Origin of the sequence: Aquimarina sp. I32.4 (genome assembly GCF_002924285.1) — a bacterium.
Taxonomy (GTDB): domain Bacteria; phylum Bacteroidota; class Bacteroidia; order Flavobacteriales; family Flavobacteriaceae; genus Aquimarina.
In genome coordinates, this window is sequence record NZ_PGUB01000041.1 from 24,854 (window position 1) to 41,383 (window position 16,530).

General features: G+C 33.8%; 9 protein-coding genes. 4 read left to right on the top strand and 5 right to left on the bottom strand.

What is annotated here, in order from left to right; all coding sequences use genetic code 11:
• Positions 1–156: 156 nt before the first annotated feature.
• The 4 genes from CVD18_RS11025 to CVD18_RS11040 are packed head-to-tail and all read left to right on the top strand — an operon-like array spanning position 157 to position 5,284.
• Positions 157–1,218 carry a hypothetical protein gene (locus CVD18_RS11025; protein WP_103865499.1) on the top strand — a complete coding sequence of 354 codons (1,062 nt, stop codon included), beginning with the start codon at positions 157–159 and terminating at the stop codon, positions 1,216–1,218.
• 13 nt (positions 1,219–1,231) lie between these two features.
• On the top strand, positions 1,232–3,598 hold the full coding sequence (locus tag CVD18_RS11030) for a TonB-dependent siderophore receptor (RefSeq protein ID WP_103865500.1): 2,367 nt from the start codon (positions 1,232–1,234) through the stop codon (positions 3,596–3,598).
• 34 nt (positions 3,599–3,632) lie between these two features.
• Positions 3,633–4,964, top strand: coding sequence for a PepSY domain-containing protein (locus CVD18_RS11035; protein ID WP_103865501.1), 1,332 nt, complete (start codon positions 3,633–3,635; stop codon positions 4,962–4,964).
• Positions 4,964–5,284, top strand: a complete 321-nt coding sequence (locus tag CVD18_RS11040; RefSeq protein ID WP_103865502.1) for a hypothetical protein — start codon at positions 4,964–4,966, stop codon at positions 5,282–5,284. Before CVD18_RS11035 ends, CVD18_RS11040 begins: the two co-directional genes overlap by 1 nt.
• Positions 5,285–5,393: 109 nt before the next feature.
• Here the strand turns inward: CVD18_RS11040 and CVD18_RS11045 are convergent, their stop codons facing one another.
• The 5 genes from CVD18_RS11045 to CVD18_RS11065 all read right to left on the bottom strand — a co-directional run.
• Positions 5,394–6,308 carry a PorP/SprF family type IX secretion system membrane protein gene (locus tag CVD18_RS11045; protein ID WP_103865503.1) on the bottom strand — a complete coding sequence of 305 codons (915 nt, stop codon included), beginning with the start codon at positions 6,306–6,308 and terminating at the stop codon, positions 5,394–5,396.
• Positions 6,309–6,312: 4 nt separating this feature from the next.
• Positions 6,313–12,888 (bottom strand): BspA family leucine-rich repeat surface protein, encoded by a 6,576-nt coding sequence (locus CVD18_RS11050; protein WP_103865504.1) that lies wholly within the window; start codon positions 12,886–12,888, stop codon positions 6,313–6,315.
• A 406-nt stretch (positions 12,889–13,294) separates the two neighbouring features.
• Complete coding sequence (locus CVD18_RS11055; protein WP_103865505.1) at positions 13,295–14,917, bottom strand: tetratricopeptide repeat protein; 1,623 nt, start codon at positions 14,915–14,917, stop codon at positions 13,295–13,297.
• 203 nt (positions 14,918–15,120) lie between these two features.
• Positions 15,121–15,936 (bottom strand): serine hydrolase domain-containing protein, encoded by an 816-nt coding sequence (locus CVD18_RS11060; protein WP_103865506.1) that lies wholly within the window; start codon positions 15,934–15,936, stop codon positions 15,121–15,123.
• Between the two features lie 6 nt (positions 15,937–15,942).
• The coding region (locus CVD18_RS11065; protein WP_199185070.1) for a UPF0236 family transposase-like protein at positions 15,943–16,530 on the bottom strand (588 nt) is incomplete at its 5' end.

Here is a 16,530-nt window from a genome sequence, read left to right on the forward strand (position 1 = left end):
TCATACTATTGGTTTTTATTTTATTTATCTAATTCTACCTAAGGTGTTAATCTTCTTTTTTACCACTCCACCTTACGGCTATCAAGTAAAAAACATACTGTTTTTATTAAATCTAAATTAAAACAGTGATATATTTGTGTAAAAAAAACTATACAAATGAAAAACGCTATTTTCTACCTTGTTATCCTATTTGCATTAGGGTCTTGTTCTGATTTTGATGAACAAGAATTCACTGTTTTATTACCTAGAGCTGGAGAGGATCAGGTTATCTTTACAGAAACATCTGGAACCACCATTCAATTAGATGGTAGCAACTCCAAAGATGTAAATAACCTAGGCTTTGAATACCTTTGGGAAGTGATATCAACCCCAGAAGGATTTCCAATTACTTTTTCTAATGCCAATAACCCTAAACCTACTTTTGAGGTACAACCCGATGCCTCTGGAAGGTATGAATTGTCACTCAAAATTTTTAGAGGTGATCAAATCGCCAGAGATCTAATAAACGTAGACATAAACCCAGCAAATACTCAGGTATTATTGGTAAATGCCATAGATGCAGATCATGAAGCCACACTCCGTGTTCCCTCGGTTGCTATTACAGGTAATCCTGTAGCTTCAAAAACTACAGATAACACCTATTACAATATTGATACGAATGTAGCCAAAGAAACCGATGGAACCATCTTGATTGAAGTTGAATATAATGGAGTCACTTTATCTGCAAATCAAAATATGGAAGCCTTAAAAAACTATACTCTTTATCTGATAGGGACTGAAAATAATCCTGAATTATTGCTTAAAGAAAAGGTTAAAAACCAAAATACAATACCCTCTGGTTCTATAAGCCTTGGTTTTATTAATCTGGCAGAAGGAACTGATAATGTCACCCCTTTTATTGATGTATCTTCTATCAATCCTGCTCTTGCGCAACCGATTCCTGTAGATCTAGCTTTTGGGAATTTACTAGGTGTTCCAGACAAATTCGGAATATTAAATTACAAAGATAATGCAGAAGTAATCATACCTTCTAATGCAATCTTTCCTTTACCCACTTTTGCTTATGCAAATAATGCACCTATTAGCAATCCATCGTTTTTAACCTTACAAAATAACGAAGATCGAAAATTTGGTACTTATATGCTTTTCCCAGATAAAAGTACTCCCGAAGGTCATACTTTAATTTTTGTAAACAATAGTGCATTATTACCTCAATAATTATTTAATTAAGATGAAACAAATTTATATATATGTATTGATGCTTTTTGGTGTACTAACCATAAATGCACAAACCACAATTACAGGAGTGGTTACAAACGAACAAGGTGAACCACTAGAATCTGTAAGTGTTCTATTACAAGGCACCACAAATGGTACAATTACTACTATTGAAGGAAAATATACCTTACAAAACATTGCAAATGGAAGTTACAACCTTGAAATTAGTTCTATTGGCTACACCACTTACGTAAAGGAGATAGAAGCCAATGACAGCACATTAGTCATTAATGCTCAATTATTTACTAGTGAAGAAGAATTGCAACTTGTTGAAATAATCGGACGTAGAAATACTGATTACAAAGCCGATATCACCTTTGCAGGAACCAGAACTGGTGCCAATGTAAAAGAAATACCACAAAGCATTGCTGTTATCAATAAAGAGGTAATTAAAGATCAAGGTATTTTTAGACTGAATGAAGTAACAGAAAATGTTGCAGGAGTCACCCGTACTCGTGCAGGTAATAACTTTACCTCTCGTGGTTTTCGTGTTTCACATGATTACATTAATGGTAACAGGGCATTATTAGCTCCCGATTTTTCAGCCTCGGCAATAGCAACTCAATATGAACGTATCGAGTTTATAAAAGGCCCTGCCGCTGCCCTTTTTGGAAACAGTTCTCCTGGGGGGGTTGTAAATGCTGTCACAAAAAAACCTTTAAAAGAAAATCGTGCCGATGCAAGTGTATCCTATGGTAGTTTTGATACACGACGTGCCACATTAGACATTACTGGGCCATTGAACGCAGATAAAACATTACTGTATCGCACTAATGTTGCTTGGGAACACACAGAAACATTTGTTGATTTTCAAAAAACCAGAAGTATTCTTTTTGCGCCTTCATTATCATATCTTCCTTCAAAAAAAACTCGTTTTAATGTAGATATTGTAGGAACCATTAATAATGATGATGCTGGTATTTATAGAGGAACTCCTGTCTTACAAAATGATATTTTTGCCGTACCCATCAATTTTAATGCAGCAGAACCTTATGATTACAGACAAAACAATAGTATTCTATTGACAGCATCTGGAAGTCATAAGTTTTCTAATGCTATTTCGTTAAACGGTTCTTATACACGTTCTGATTTTAATCAAAACTTTCTTGAGACCCGTTCTGCCAATCGTTTCACCAGTGATGGTACAGAATTAATTCGTCAAATTACTAATCGTGATACCAAAGGAGCCTCTGACTTTGTAACATTTTATCTAGCAGGAAAATTTAAAACAGCTGGTATAAAGCATGAGGCTGTACTTGGATGGGATTACTACAAAACATCACAAAAACGTATCGACAGATTTGCCTTGGGAGAAGCAAATGGAGTGCCTAACCTTAGGTTTAATAATCGCATTCCTATTCAAGAATTAACAGAGTTATCTGTAAATTTTGCTGAAAATGTATCTGGAGGAATCGATCTCATTAATCAATCTCGTGGATTATATCTTCAAGACCTTATAACCATTGGAAAGTTTAAAATTCTGGCGGCATTGCGATATGAAAATCTGGATCAATCTGGTCTTGTTAGAGATGCTATTGACCTAACTGATAACCTAGACAATGATATCTTTTTACCTCGATTAGGACTTACATATAAGGTTAATGACCAAATAAATGTGTTTGCAAGTTATACCGAGGCATTCCAACCTCAACAATTTCCTATTGGGGTCACCAATGTAAGTGATGGTGAGGTATTTGATCCTTTTACCAGTGATCAAATAGAATTTGGAACTAAAACTACATTTTTTAACAATAAACTATTAGGGCAATTAAGTTTTTATTCAATCAACCGTGAGGGTAGATTAATAGAAGATCCTAATTCTAGTCCAGCATTTATACAGCTACTACAATTAGGAAAAGAAGTAAGCCGTGGTCTGGAATTAGATATTACAGGTAAAGTAGTATCTAATTTTACTTTGACCGCTAATTACGCTTTTAATGAAGTTGAAATCTTTGACGATAATCCCGAAGTACGTCAACTAGGTTTGGATGACAATAACCCACAACATACAGCAGGTATTTGGGGGAAATATACGGTTACTAATGGTTTCTTGAAAAATTCAGGTATTGGACTAGGAGGTCGTTTTGTAAGTAAAAGTCGAATCAGTACAAGAGCTGTAAACCCTATTAGTGAAGTGATTACTTTTCCTAGCTATGCTACAGCACGAGCAGGTATATTTTATAAATATCAAAATGTTGACCTGACATTTAATGTGAACAATATTTTTGATGAGCGTTATTTTATAGGTGGAATAGATGAAGGACGGGTTTTTGCAGGAGCGCCTCGTAACTTTCTAATCACTTTAGGATACTCATTTTAATCATTTTTTTAAAACATATTAAAAAACATTAGTAATGAAAAAATCACAATTCTGGCGTAAAAAAATGTGGTCCTTACACAATTGGATTGGCCTTTATGCTGGAGTTGTGATTGCTTTATTGAGTATTAGTGGGGTTGTTGCTCTTTTTAAAGTAGAATTAGACAAAACAATCAACCCATCACTTTACAAAGTAGTTCCTAAAAGTGAAAAAATAACACTTACCCCAATAATAGATAGCCTTAAATCAGTATATGGCCATGATACGTTTAATGGTATTAAATTTTCTGAAAAACCAGATGAGAGTGTTGTTGTCTGGTTTTTTGTGAATAAAAGTAGTTTTGAGTTTATAAACTGGGAAATATTTATAGATCCCTACTCAGGTAAAATAGTAGGAGAGCGAGATTATTTTACCACATTTGCGTATTTTATCAGACATTTACACGTGCGTCTGTATGAGGGTCTTTTAGGAAGAAAGATAGTTGGAATTGCAGGATTGGCACTACTCATTTCTACCATTACAGGTTTTTGGATTTATGGTGGTTTTATGAAAAAGCAATTCTTTGGCGCCATCCGTAAAAAAAACCTACGTATTGTATCGGCAGATTATCATAAGCTGATTGGTATTGCATCTTTATTTTTTAATCTTGTTATTGCTATTACAGGTGCCTGGCTGGGACTGCAAGGTTGGCTACAACCAATAGTAATGGAATCTGGTAGACCTAATAAGTATCATGCTATTGAGAAGCCTCTAAGTCAGGAAAATGATACAAAATACAGTTTTAGCTTTGAAGATGCCTATGCAACCTCACGTCAGCTTTTTCCAGAATTTATTCCTCAAACCCTTGTATCATCAAAAGATGGCAGCAGAAGTGTATCCATCTACGGAACGGTACCCAGAACAGCATTTGAACGTGAAAGCTTTGTGATTACTCTAGATAAAGAAACATTTGAAGAATTACATCGTTTTGATATTCGTAAAACTTCTTTTGGGAAAAAGCTTTTTTTTATTCAGGAATCTATGCATTTTGGAGATTGGGGAGGTATATGGCTTAAAATAATATATGCATTTTTTGGGATAACCTCTGGTTTTCTGGCTATGACTGGGTTTCTAGTATATCTAAAACGCACAGAAAGAAAACGTAAAACAGATCCTAACTTTACAGCTCTTAAACCATTACTTATAAAATGGGTTTTAGGAATTCTAGGTGTTCTTATACTACTTGCCGTTTTAACGCAATTCTATGGTATGGTACTACCATCTATTATAGTCATCACCACCTTTTACAGTTGGCTTTTATTCTTAATAATTAGAGAAATTATAAGAAGTATAAAACGTAAAATACTTTATTCTAAAAAAGCTATCTAATGAGTAACCGTACCTATCCAAATAGAGTAAATGAGCATTTGCTTGTTCCCATACTACTTGTTGTAATGACCTTTACATTATTTATAGGTATCTATTGTTTTAATGAATATATAAAAGAGTATCAAATAATAGGAACGTTTTACCTATTGAATGACGCATCACTTAAACAGTACAGGAATGATCAAGGTCTAATAGGAATATATGCTGCTATAGTCTTGATGCTACAATATGTAGTACTCAGGATAAACAAAAGGTGGGGGTATATAGGCATAATCGTATTGACAAATCTACTTATGTATTTATTTTTTAGCCATCTATAGAAATAAGTAGTAACCTATACTGCCAAATTAACCATTAAATAGTAGCACTACTAGACAAAGAAACATATTTCATACCCTAATACAGATGGTTTGGTTGATCTATGGCATATTAGAACCCTTCTCCGGTTCTATATGTTAAAACAAAACCGTTTGTATTGGTTATGGGAGTATCTCTACCAAATGTTGTATAACTATAAGCAAAACGCCAGTTTTTCAAAAAATAAAGACCTACCAATGCATTCAGGGAAGAGCTACTGCGATACCCCGCTCCAACTTCTATTTTATTTTTATAATTAACCGATACATTAAAATCAAATTGTGCAGGAGCATCAGCCTCAAACTTAACCAACATACTTGGTTGTACACGTATTTCTTCAAATCTGCTGAGATACAATCTATATCCCCCATATAGATAATAAGGTGTCTGAATATTTATATTTTGGTTTGAAGCAATCCCATCAGAAAATAAGTTTTGAACTGAAAACCCCAGATAAAGTTTATTGTGGTTATAAAGAGCTCCAAAACCAAAAGAGGGTACAGTTACACTTACATCATTTTCAAAATTTGGATCTCCTTGTATATTTAATTGTGATAGCTCTTCGTTTAAAAAAAGTACTCCAGTAGTAAGACCAAAGGATAGTACATTTGGGTTATAATTCCACCAGCGTGCTCGGCTATAATTATGATCAAAAAATAATTTATAAGCATAAGATGCAAAAATAGATGTTGCAGAGGTTACCCCTATTTGATCACTTATAACACCACCACTAATTCCTACATTGTTATCAAAAACACTTGTAGTAAGAATCCCAGAAAATGTTCTTGGGCTTCCTTCAAAATCATTCAAATATCCAAAATTACTTAGGCTTACTTCTGTATCTGGATGATACCCTGAATGAGCAGGATTAATCAAAACCTGATTGTAATAATAGTCTGTAAACAATGGTGTTTGCTGTGCTACTAAAGAACTGTTGCACAATGACAAAATAAGTATTGTCATTATCTGATATATATACTGTACCATATGATTATCGTTTTAAAACTAAAAAGCCTTTTAGTTTTTTTAAGGAATTAGCTCTGGAAATATTTATCGTAAAGAAATATGTGCCTTCTGGTAATTCCCCTCCTCCTAAATTGGTCAATCGGTTTGCATTTCCACTAAACACTTTTGATGTATTATTGTAACCCTTAATTTTAAATACCATATCTCCCCAGCGATTATAAATAGAAACTGTGTTTTCTGGATAATTCTCTATTCCATCAATTTCCCAAAATTCATTAATCCCATCCCCATCAGGAGAAAATCCGTATTTGGTAGTATCTTCTACAACGAGTATCGGATTTTCTGTAGTAAAACTCTCTTCTACACATCCTATAGCATTGCCACTAGTATTGTATGGTATAATGCGTACATAAATAGTGGTATTCTCTGGTAAATTACTTGATAAATCAAAAGTAGTGACGCTCCCAACGTCTTGATTATCGATAATATCTGTTCCTCCAGAAAGTGTTCCTACAGAGATCCGATATCCTGTAGCACTAGCAACAGTATTCCAACTTAAATTTGTAGCTATAGAAACATTGGCTGAACCATGTATAGGACTAGAAAGTGAACTACAATCTGGCACTGTAGCCAATGTTTCTGTAGTAAAACTCTCTTCTACACATCCAGTGGCATCGCCAATAGTGTTATATGGTATAATGGTTACAAATATTTCAGTGCCTTCTGGTAAATTAGTAGGTATATCAAAAGTGGTTATGTTTCCTACATCTTGATTATTTATAATATCAATAGCTCCTGAACTTGTGCCTATTGAAATTCGATAACCTGTAGCACTAGCAACGGCATTCCAACTTAAATCTGTAGCTATAGAAACATTGGTTGAACCATGTATAGGACTAGAAAGTGAACTACAACTTGGTACTGTACCTAACGTTTCTGTAGTAAAACTTTCTTCTACACACCCAGTGGCATCGCCAGTAGTATTATATGGTATAATGCTTACATAAACAGTGGTATTTTCTGGTAAATCATTTGATAAATCAAAAGTAGTTATGTTTCCTACATCTTGATTATCGATAATGTTTGTTCCTCCAGAAAGTGTTCCTACAGAGATCCGATATCCTGTAGCACTAGCAACAGTATTCCAGCTTAAATCTGTAGCTATAGAAACATTGGTTGTACCATGTATAGGACTAGACAGTGAACTACAACTTGGTGCTGTACCTAACGTTTCTGTAGTAAAACTCTCTTCTATACATCCAGTCGCATCACCAAAACCATTGTAAGGAATAATGGTTACAAATATTTCAGTGCCTTCTGGTAAATTGGTTGATAAGTCATAAGTGGTTACACTCCCTACATCGAAATTATCAAGTATATCGGTTCCTCCTGTTGTTGTACCTACTATTAATCTGTACCCATCTGTATTAGCACTACTATTCCATATTAAATTAGTAGTAGTTGCTACATCTATAGCTCCATTAAGCGGAACAGAGAGTGTTGTACAAGCGGGCGGATCGTTTAATGTGGTATTACCTGTTCTAAAACTTTCTTCTAGACACCCAATCGCATCGCCTACAGCATTATAAGGTATAATAGTAACATAAAAAGTTCTGTTCTCATTAAGGTTACTAGAAAAATCGTATGTAGTAACATTACCTACGTCAATATTATTGGCTATTTCTATTCCTCCTTGCGTAATCCCTACCGTCACTAAATATCCTGTCGCTCCGTCTGAACTATTCCAACTCAAATTTGTATCTATTGGAACATTTGTTGCTCCGTTTATTGGATTAGAAATTGTAGTACAAGAAGGTACTACGGGAATCAATTCGGTAGTAAAATTTTCTTCTACACATCCGCTAGCATTTCCTTCTTCATTATAAGGTATCAATGTTACAAAGATCTCTGAATTCTCTGGTAAATCATTTGTCAAATCATAAGAGATCACATTGCCAACATCTTCATTATTCAAAATATCATTCCCTCCAGAAGAAGTACCAATTGTTACTACATACCCATCTGCATCTGCAATTGCTTCCCAAGAAAGGTTACTATCTATTATAACATTGGTACTACCATTTGTTGGGTTTGTTAATAGTGTACAGTCTGGTACCGAGGCAAGAGCTGTAGATAGGCTAAAAGTCTCTACAACACAAGCTGTTGCTGCGCCTTCATTATTTCTGGGTTCAATAAGTACCGTTACACTAGTAGTACCAACCAGTGCATTGGCAGCAAATTCATATGTTTCTGTAAATACTGTTGTATTGATCACTGCACCACTTGGCTGAAGTGTAATCGTAAGATCGTACTGAGTAGCATATAGTACTGGTCTCCATACAAGATTTGTATTTATTGGCACATCAACTGCTCCATTTTCTGGCGATGTTAATTGTGTACATTCTGGGATAGGACAATCACGAATATCATCAGTAAAAACCCATCCATAAGTGTCAATCATAGCTTGTCTTTCTTCGATACTTTCGCAGTAAAGAAGTGTTGCTGCACCTAGATTAATACCTGTAACCAATGCTTGTTCAGACCATGATATTAATGTGTTGTCATAGTTTTCTCGAGTTAGAGCCGTATTATCCAGCATATCTAACATATCACTTACATTACTTACACTCCAATTACCCAAAAATTGATCAAAGACTGTTGCTCCTTGAAACATGGATCGCATACTCACACTACCTACATTCCACATGTTCATTTCTTGATTGTAACTGATGGCATTTCTGAACATATAATTCATATTCTGAACATTACTAACCCTCCAATTATTTAAGGGTTGATTAAAAGCACTGGCACCATCAAACATATATGCCATCGTATGTACCCTTCTTACATTCCAGTTATTAATAGCGTTATCAAATGAAGTAGCTCCTTGAAACATTCCTTCCATTGTAGCTACAGAAGCAACATTCCAGGAGTTCATAGGCTGATTGTATACAATAGCTTCTTTAAACATCTCTTCCATAGTGGTTACAAACGACACATTCCAATTATCAATGTTTTGATCAAACATTACTGCTCCACTAAACATTTCTTGCGTGTTTTGCAATTCACCAGTATTCCAGTTATTTAGTGGTTGATCAAATACAATAGCTTCTTTGAACATTGCCTGCATACTGGTTACTACCCCTACATTCCAAGAGTTTACATTCTGGTTAAAAACGGAAGCCTCTTCAAACATAGATGCCATAAGTGTTACTGAGCTCACATCCCAATTGCCCAATGGTTGATTAAACATTGTTGCGCCTTCAAACATAGATGTCATATTAGCTACTGCACTTACATCCCAAGTATTCAAAGGTTGATTAAAACTATTTGCGTTTTGGAACATGCTTGACATGTCTACAACAGAATTCACATTCCAATTACCTAATGATTGGTTAAATGTATTTGCATTATTAAACATACTCTGCATGGTAGTAATGTTTGTAACATTCCAGCTATTTATATTTTGATTGAAACTAGTGGCAGATGAAAACATAGAAGCCGTAGTGATTACACCAGAAACATTCCAATTGTTTAACGGTTGATCAAACACAGGTGCTCCTGAAAACATACCTTGCATTGTAATTACGTTTGAAACATTCCAAGAATTCATAGGTTGATCATATACTACAGCCTGATTAAACATGTTATTCATATTGGTAACACTACTTACATTCCAACTATTAATATTTTGATTAAATGCTTGGGCACCTCTAAACATTTCTCTCATTGTAAGTACAGAACTTACATCCCAATTATCCAGTGGTTGATTGAAAATTTCTGCTCTGTTGAACATCTTTTCCATGTTCTCTACTGATGAGACATTCCAATTATTTAATGGTTGATTAAAAGCATCTGCATCTTCAAACATTCTAAGCATAGATGTCACATTACTGGTATTCCAATTATTAATATTTTGATTAAAAGCATCTGTTCTAAAAAACATTAAAGTCATATCAGTTACATTGCTTACATCCCAATTATCCAGTGGTTGATTAAAAATTGATGCTACCCCAAATAGTGCTCTCATATTAGTAACATTGCTAACATTCCATGAGTTAATGTTTCCGTTAAAATTTCGGCATACAATAAACATAGAGTTCATATTGGTAACATCGTTTAGGTTAGGGATATCTGTAGCGTTATATATCATATTTTCACAACCTGAAAATGCTCGTTGCATACTTTTCCATTCTTGTGTTCCCCACTGATCAATAGAAAGAAGCTTAAAGGCGTCACTATTAAACTCGTCATGCCTTGGTGCAGGAAACGTACCTATAATACTCACTGTATAGATTCCTGGTACTAGATAGGTATGTGTTCTATCTCCTGTGACATTATTATCATATTGCCCATCTCCCCAATCAATAGAATAGTTATAAGGAAACCCAGAGATTGAGGTTGTTTGAATTTTTAATTGATTAATAGGTGTAGTCTGGTTCACTTCCTGAAGTCTTGTATCATAAGTAAGCTTAAAGGCATCTGGACTGTTGACCCAACTTTCTATAACTGTAAAACTAATTTCTGAACAGCCTGTAGCTGGTCCTTCATCATTATATGGTATAACGGTTACATAAACGGTATCTCCAGATGTAAACTCATTGGTAAAATCTAGTCCCACTACATTTCCAAAATCCTGATTATCATAAATAATCTGTGTACTTCCCCCGTTTTCTCTTCGGATACTTACTCTATATCCTGTTGCATTTGGAGCAGGCGCCCATCGTATATCAGAATTAGCAGGTACATTGGTATCTCCATCTACAGGAGATGTTATCTGAGTACAAAGCACAAAAGAGCAATTGATTATGTCTCCAGTAACATTCCAGTTATGGTTATCAATTAAATCTTGCCTAGCATTCCTGCCATCACAATAATTAAGGCTTGTTGCTCCTAGCATTACATTATCTGAAACTGCTTGAGTAGCCCAACCGATCAATATAGTATCGTAATTCTCCTGAGATATCCCACTATTAGATAGCATATTGGTCATAGTGGTAACATTTGTAATATCCCAATTCGCTAAATTTTGATTAAAAACTGAAGCATTTGCGAACATTTCACTCATGTTTGTCACTAAAGCAACATTCCAACCTATTATATTTTGATTAAAACCTGAATTAGAAAATGCACGTTGAAAGTTGGATACTCTACTCACATCCCAATTATCTAGCGGTTGATTAAATGACAATGCCCCAAAGAATATAGAAGACATATTTGTTACCGCAGATACATTCCAATTATTTAAGGGTTGATTGTAGCTTGTTGCATCCTCAAACATACTCATCATATTGGTCACAGAACCTACATCCCAATTATTAATATTCTGATTAAAAGCGGTAGTTTCTTCAAAAAAACCTTCCATGTTTGTAACAGAACTCACATTCCAACTAGCTAGAGGTTGATTAAAGAAAGGGTTGTCTCTAAACATGTAGCTCATATCGGTAACATTACTTACATCCCAACTATCAAGTGGTTGATTAAACACACCACCCCATATCCAGCCATCAAACATTCCTGCCATATTGATAACATTGGTAACATTCCAACTATTCAGTGGTTGATCAAATGTTCTATGCCTATAAAACATCCTAGACATATTAGTTACAGAACTTACATCCCAATTTGCAATCGGTTGATTGAAATCTGATTGCCCAAACATATTAGACATATCGGTAACATTACTTACATCCCAGTTTGCAATCGGTTGATTGAAATCAGAAGAAGAGAACATACTCGACATAGTAATCACATTAGCTACATTCCAATTATTTAAGGGTTGATTAAATCTATTGGCACTACTAAATGTACCTTGCATTGTGGTTACCTGACTTACATCCCAATTATTAATGTTTTGATTAAATCTACCAGCGCCTCTAAAAGTGTTTAACAACGTAGTTACAGAAGCAGTATTCCAATTATCCAAGGGTTCATTAAAGTTTCGGGCTTCACTAAAAGTTTCAGACATATCTGTAACAGATATAGTATTCCAACTATCCAGTGGTCTATTAAAAATATAAGCTCCTGCAAACATCCCAGAGATATCTGTAATTGTACTTACCTGCCAATTATTTATGATCCCATTGAATACTCTACAGTTACGAAACATGTTTTTAAGACTGGTTACCAGAGATAAATCTGGTGCGTCTATAGCATCAAAATTTAAGTTTCTGCATCCGTAAAAAGCGTTTTCCATCGTTTGCCACTCTATGACACCCCACTCTAGAATCTCAATAATCTTTTGTCTATCTCCCGAATTATTAAAATAAATGGCAGGAAAATCACCACTTATTTTTACGGTATATGTTCCTGGTGTTGCATACGTATGCGTGATATCTCCTGTTACACTTGTATCAGTAGATCCATCTCCCCAATCAACAACAAAATTATATGTATATGATGGGTTTGTAGGTATTGTAATTTGATTGGTAGCAGAAGTCCCTGGTTGATTTGTATCCCATATTGCAGTAAATTCTCCTACGTATGTAAAAAGTTCTGATGTATTTGAATACCCTTTTGAAAATCCATAACAAGTAGAAGTAATTAAAAGGCTACATATAGTTATATATAGTACAGTACTTTGGTGTATTTTTTTTATCATATACAGTATCTAAAATCTTTTTTTATAAGGATTATTGATTAGAAATTATCTCTTACTATTTGCAAGAATGAAATTAAGTAGAGTCATCCATAAAAAAGTACCAGATTATAAGTTGATACGTATAGTTATTTGATTAGCGAGTGATATCAAATTACATTGCTTGTTATTGACAGAGTTCATTAAGAATCTCATAGAGGGAAAAATGTATAAAATCGTATCGGCAAAACACTGGATTAAAACCCTAATCCAAGTATCATTTTCTGATTTAAGTCATCTATAATTTATAGATTATTTCTAAATTCTAACCAATTAGCATTTAATGAAGTTTATATAAAGTAATTATATTTTTTAATTTTTTGTACAGAAAAGGATTGGTAATTATACAGCAAAAAAACACCGTAACGCATTATACATTAGAACCTTCTATCAATTGTGCTTGTCGATATTCTGATGGAGTTTGCCCTACCAATTGTTTAAATACTCTATTGAATGACGTTTTACTGGCAAAACCAGATTCATAACCAATAGCAAGCACTTTATAATGTGCGTATTTATCATCTTTCATTAATTGTTTTGCTCGATCTACGCGGTATAGGTTAAGAAAATTATTGAAGTTTTTTTCAAAACAGACATTCAATATTTCTGAAAAAAGATGTACGCTTATATCTAATTTTTTAGCAAGGTCAGACTGTTTAATTTCATGATCAAGATAAGGTTGTTCTTTTTCCATATATTCTAATATCTGTTGCACATATTTCTCCTTATCTTTTGATGTTAATGAAGATTTTTTATGGTTTACATCTATTTGACCACTCTCTTTAGCAGCTGTTTTTTGCTGTGTGAGGTTATATATTTTTACTTTAAGAGTTTTGTTCTCGTCTTTTAATATAATTTGATCTTCTTTTAATTGACGAGCTCTTAGCTCTGCTTTCTTTTTCTTTTTAACATATATAAATAATACCCCTAGTAAAATCAAAATCATAAAAAAACCAGCCCAAATAGAGACCCACTTAGATTTCTTTTGACCTTCTAATAATTCTTCTGTATTAGCAAGATCTTTTTCTACTTCCAATCTTTTAGCTTTAGATAGAGAGGATAGGTATTTTTTTTGGGAAGTTATATAGCCTTTTTGCTGCATATTAGCTCGCTCTAAAGCACCTTGTTTTTCAAAAGCCTTTGCTAATTGTTTATGGGTATCCATTTGAATTTTCAGATACTCATTTGTAAAAGATATTCCTTGTGCCAATTGTAAAGGTGTGATTGCCTCATCATACTTTTTTAGCCCTACCAAAGAGGTTCCCATAATATATAAACTTAAGGCTCTACTCTCTGCAGACTCCTCACTTGTATAAAGTGCTTCTGCTTTTCTACTGTATGCTAGTGATTGTTCATACTTTTTTAATTGTAGATAATTATCTGCCATATTATTAAAAACGGCAATAAGGATATCATCACGTTTTAGCTTTTCTCCTATTTCTTTAGCTTTTTCAAGGTATTTTAATGATTTTTTAAAATTCTTATTTCCAGAAGAAGATTCTGAAAATCCAATAAAAACTGCCATTTTATATACGTCTGGTCCATTATACTGTTCCAAATACTGTGATGCTTCATTAAATGCCTCTCTAGCTTTATCATGATAAGCAATCATATTATATAAATTTCCAAGATTGATTAAAATAACAGTCTGCTTTTTATAACTTTCTGGTGATTCTTTTGAAAGTTCTAAAGCTTGTAAATAATAGGTTAAAGCTTCATCATATGCATCAATTTTTTTGTAGTATACTCCCAATCTAATAATTGCATCAATTTCAAATTCTTTTAAATCATGTTCTTTGGCAAGTATTAGTATAGAATCTGTATATACTTTAAATGTTTCGTAAATTCCAAGTTTATAAAATTTTGATTGCAGTTCTGTCAGTCTTTTTGCTTCTTCTGCAGGGGTACTTTTAAGCTGACTTTCTGTTTTTTGAGAATGAACAGCATTAAAAAGAAATAAAAAGATAAAAAAAGACTTAATCAATTTCAACATTAGAAAATAGTATTATAAGATGTTGCAAATTAATATTTTATTTTAATCAACCTTACTAGCCTCTACACTATTTTCTTATCTATCACATAAGTATGGATAAAAGAAGAAGGCAATCCCCACTAAACTTTACTTTGTACATACTCTTTAATTTAAAAGTATTGATTTGCGTCTCCTTATCGCTATTGGCTAGCTTGTTTCTGTGGCTATTCCAAATTTCTTTGAACAATTTTTTTTCCTGTTTCTCCAAAATATTCTGATATTATTTTTTGCCATAAAATCATTCCACTTTCAGAATTTGAAAATAACACTAAGCCTTGCTTAGAGTTTTTTAATAGTAATGAGATGGTTTTTGTTCCATAATCACCACCTGTATGCATAAAGGCTGTTTCATTATTTGGCAAACCTGATAACATTTGCATCCCTAAACTCCAATCAATGCCTTTTTTTTCGTGTGATTGAGTTTTTAAAAATTCTGCATATAAGTTCTCTGATAGGCCAGCTCCGTTTATTATATACACGAGAAATTTAGAATAATCCTCTACTGTTGTCATTAAGTTAGCAGCTGCATTTGCATTGGTGTATTTTTCATAATTTATTGGTTTTCCGTTTTCGTCATGCTCAATTGCATATAGACTTTCATCAATTTTGTCTTTCCAGTAAAAGTAAGTGCTATTCATACCAATTGGGTCAAATAACTTTTCTTGTGCAATTTCATCAAATGGGCGCTTCATTTTTTTCTCAATTGCCTTTCTAAGGTATTCAAAACCTTCTCCAGAATATTGCCATTTTGTTCCTGGCTCAAACTGAAAAGATAACCTCTTGTCTTCTGTCAAATATCTCCAATTTGGGAAACCAGATTGATGTGATAATATATGTCTAGTGGTAAGCTTATCTATATATTTACTATGTTTTATATCTTCGTCTATAAAATAGTTAGACACAGGTTCATCCAAATTCCAGCTACCTTGGTCTATTAATTTTAAAACAACAAATGCGGTAATTGGGGGTGTACGACAAATTTCCCATTATGCTGCATTTTGGCATAATTGTTTGATCCTGTGTTCTTGTTTGCTTTTATATACTACTCTTAGTTGCGCCATTTGTTGAAAACCTTCCATAGTCCATCGCTGCCCAGATAACTTCAATCGCTGTTGCAGCACATCTTTGTGAGCAGATTCTATGGCTCCCGATCCTATTATCAACCCTTTTTCAATATATTTATGATACTGCATTCTGTCTTTATTTTTACGATAATAGTTGATCAATGTGTTTCTTTTTCCAGTTGTTTTGCGCTGTTCTGGTAATTTTTCAAGTGTTACAATAATGGGGTCAATCCCCTTGGTGAGCATCATTTCTGAGAATGTATCAATCCACTTATATCTTTGTTTTTCATCTTTATAGTAAAGTTTAGCAAATTCGCATAGATGTTCTTTACAATGATAATAATCTACAATCTGTATACTTTCAGGATAGTGTTGTTCTATCCATTTCCAAATCCACCTTGCGCCATCTGCTATAAAGACAAGAGAGTTCAGGTTTTCCAAATGATAATCCATCTTTGTAATGAATTCCTTATAATCCCCTAGATGGGTAACATAGGTAGAGGCTGTCAA

Coding starts and splice junctions, on each gene's coding strand:
- CVD18_RS11035 (WP_103865501.1), top strand. CDS start 3,633: ATGAAAAAATCACAATTCTGGCGTAAAAAAATGTGGTCCTTACACAAT.
- CVD18_RS11045 (WP_103865503.1), bottom strand. CDS start 6,308: ATGGTACAGTATATATATCAGATAATGACAATACTTATTTTGTCATTG.
- CVD18_RS11050 (WP_103865504.1), bottom strand. CDS start 12,888: ATGATAAAAAAAATACACCAAAGTACTGTACTATATATAACTATATGT.
- CVD18_RS11040 (WP_103865502.1), top strand. CDS start 4,964: ATGAGTAACCGTACCTATCCAAATAGAGTAAATGAGCATTTGCTTGTT.
- CVD18_RS11030 (WP_103865500.1), top strand. CDS start 1,232: ATGAAACAAATTTATATATATGTATTGATGCTTTTTGGTGTACTAACC.
- CVD18_RS11055 (WP_103865505.1), bottom strand. CDS start 14,917: ATGTTGAAATTGATTAAGTCTTTTTTTATCTTTTTATTTCTTTTTAAT.
- CVD18_RS11025 (WP_103865499.1), top strand. CDS start 157: ATGAAAAACGCTATTTTCTACCTTGTTATCCTATTTGCATTAGGGTCT.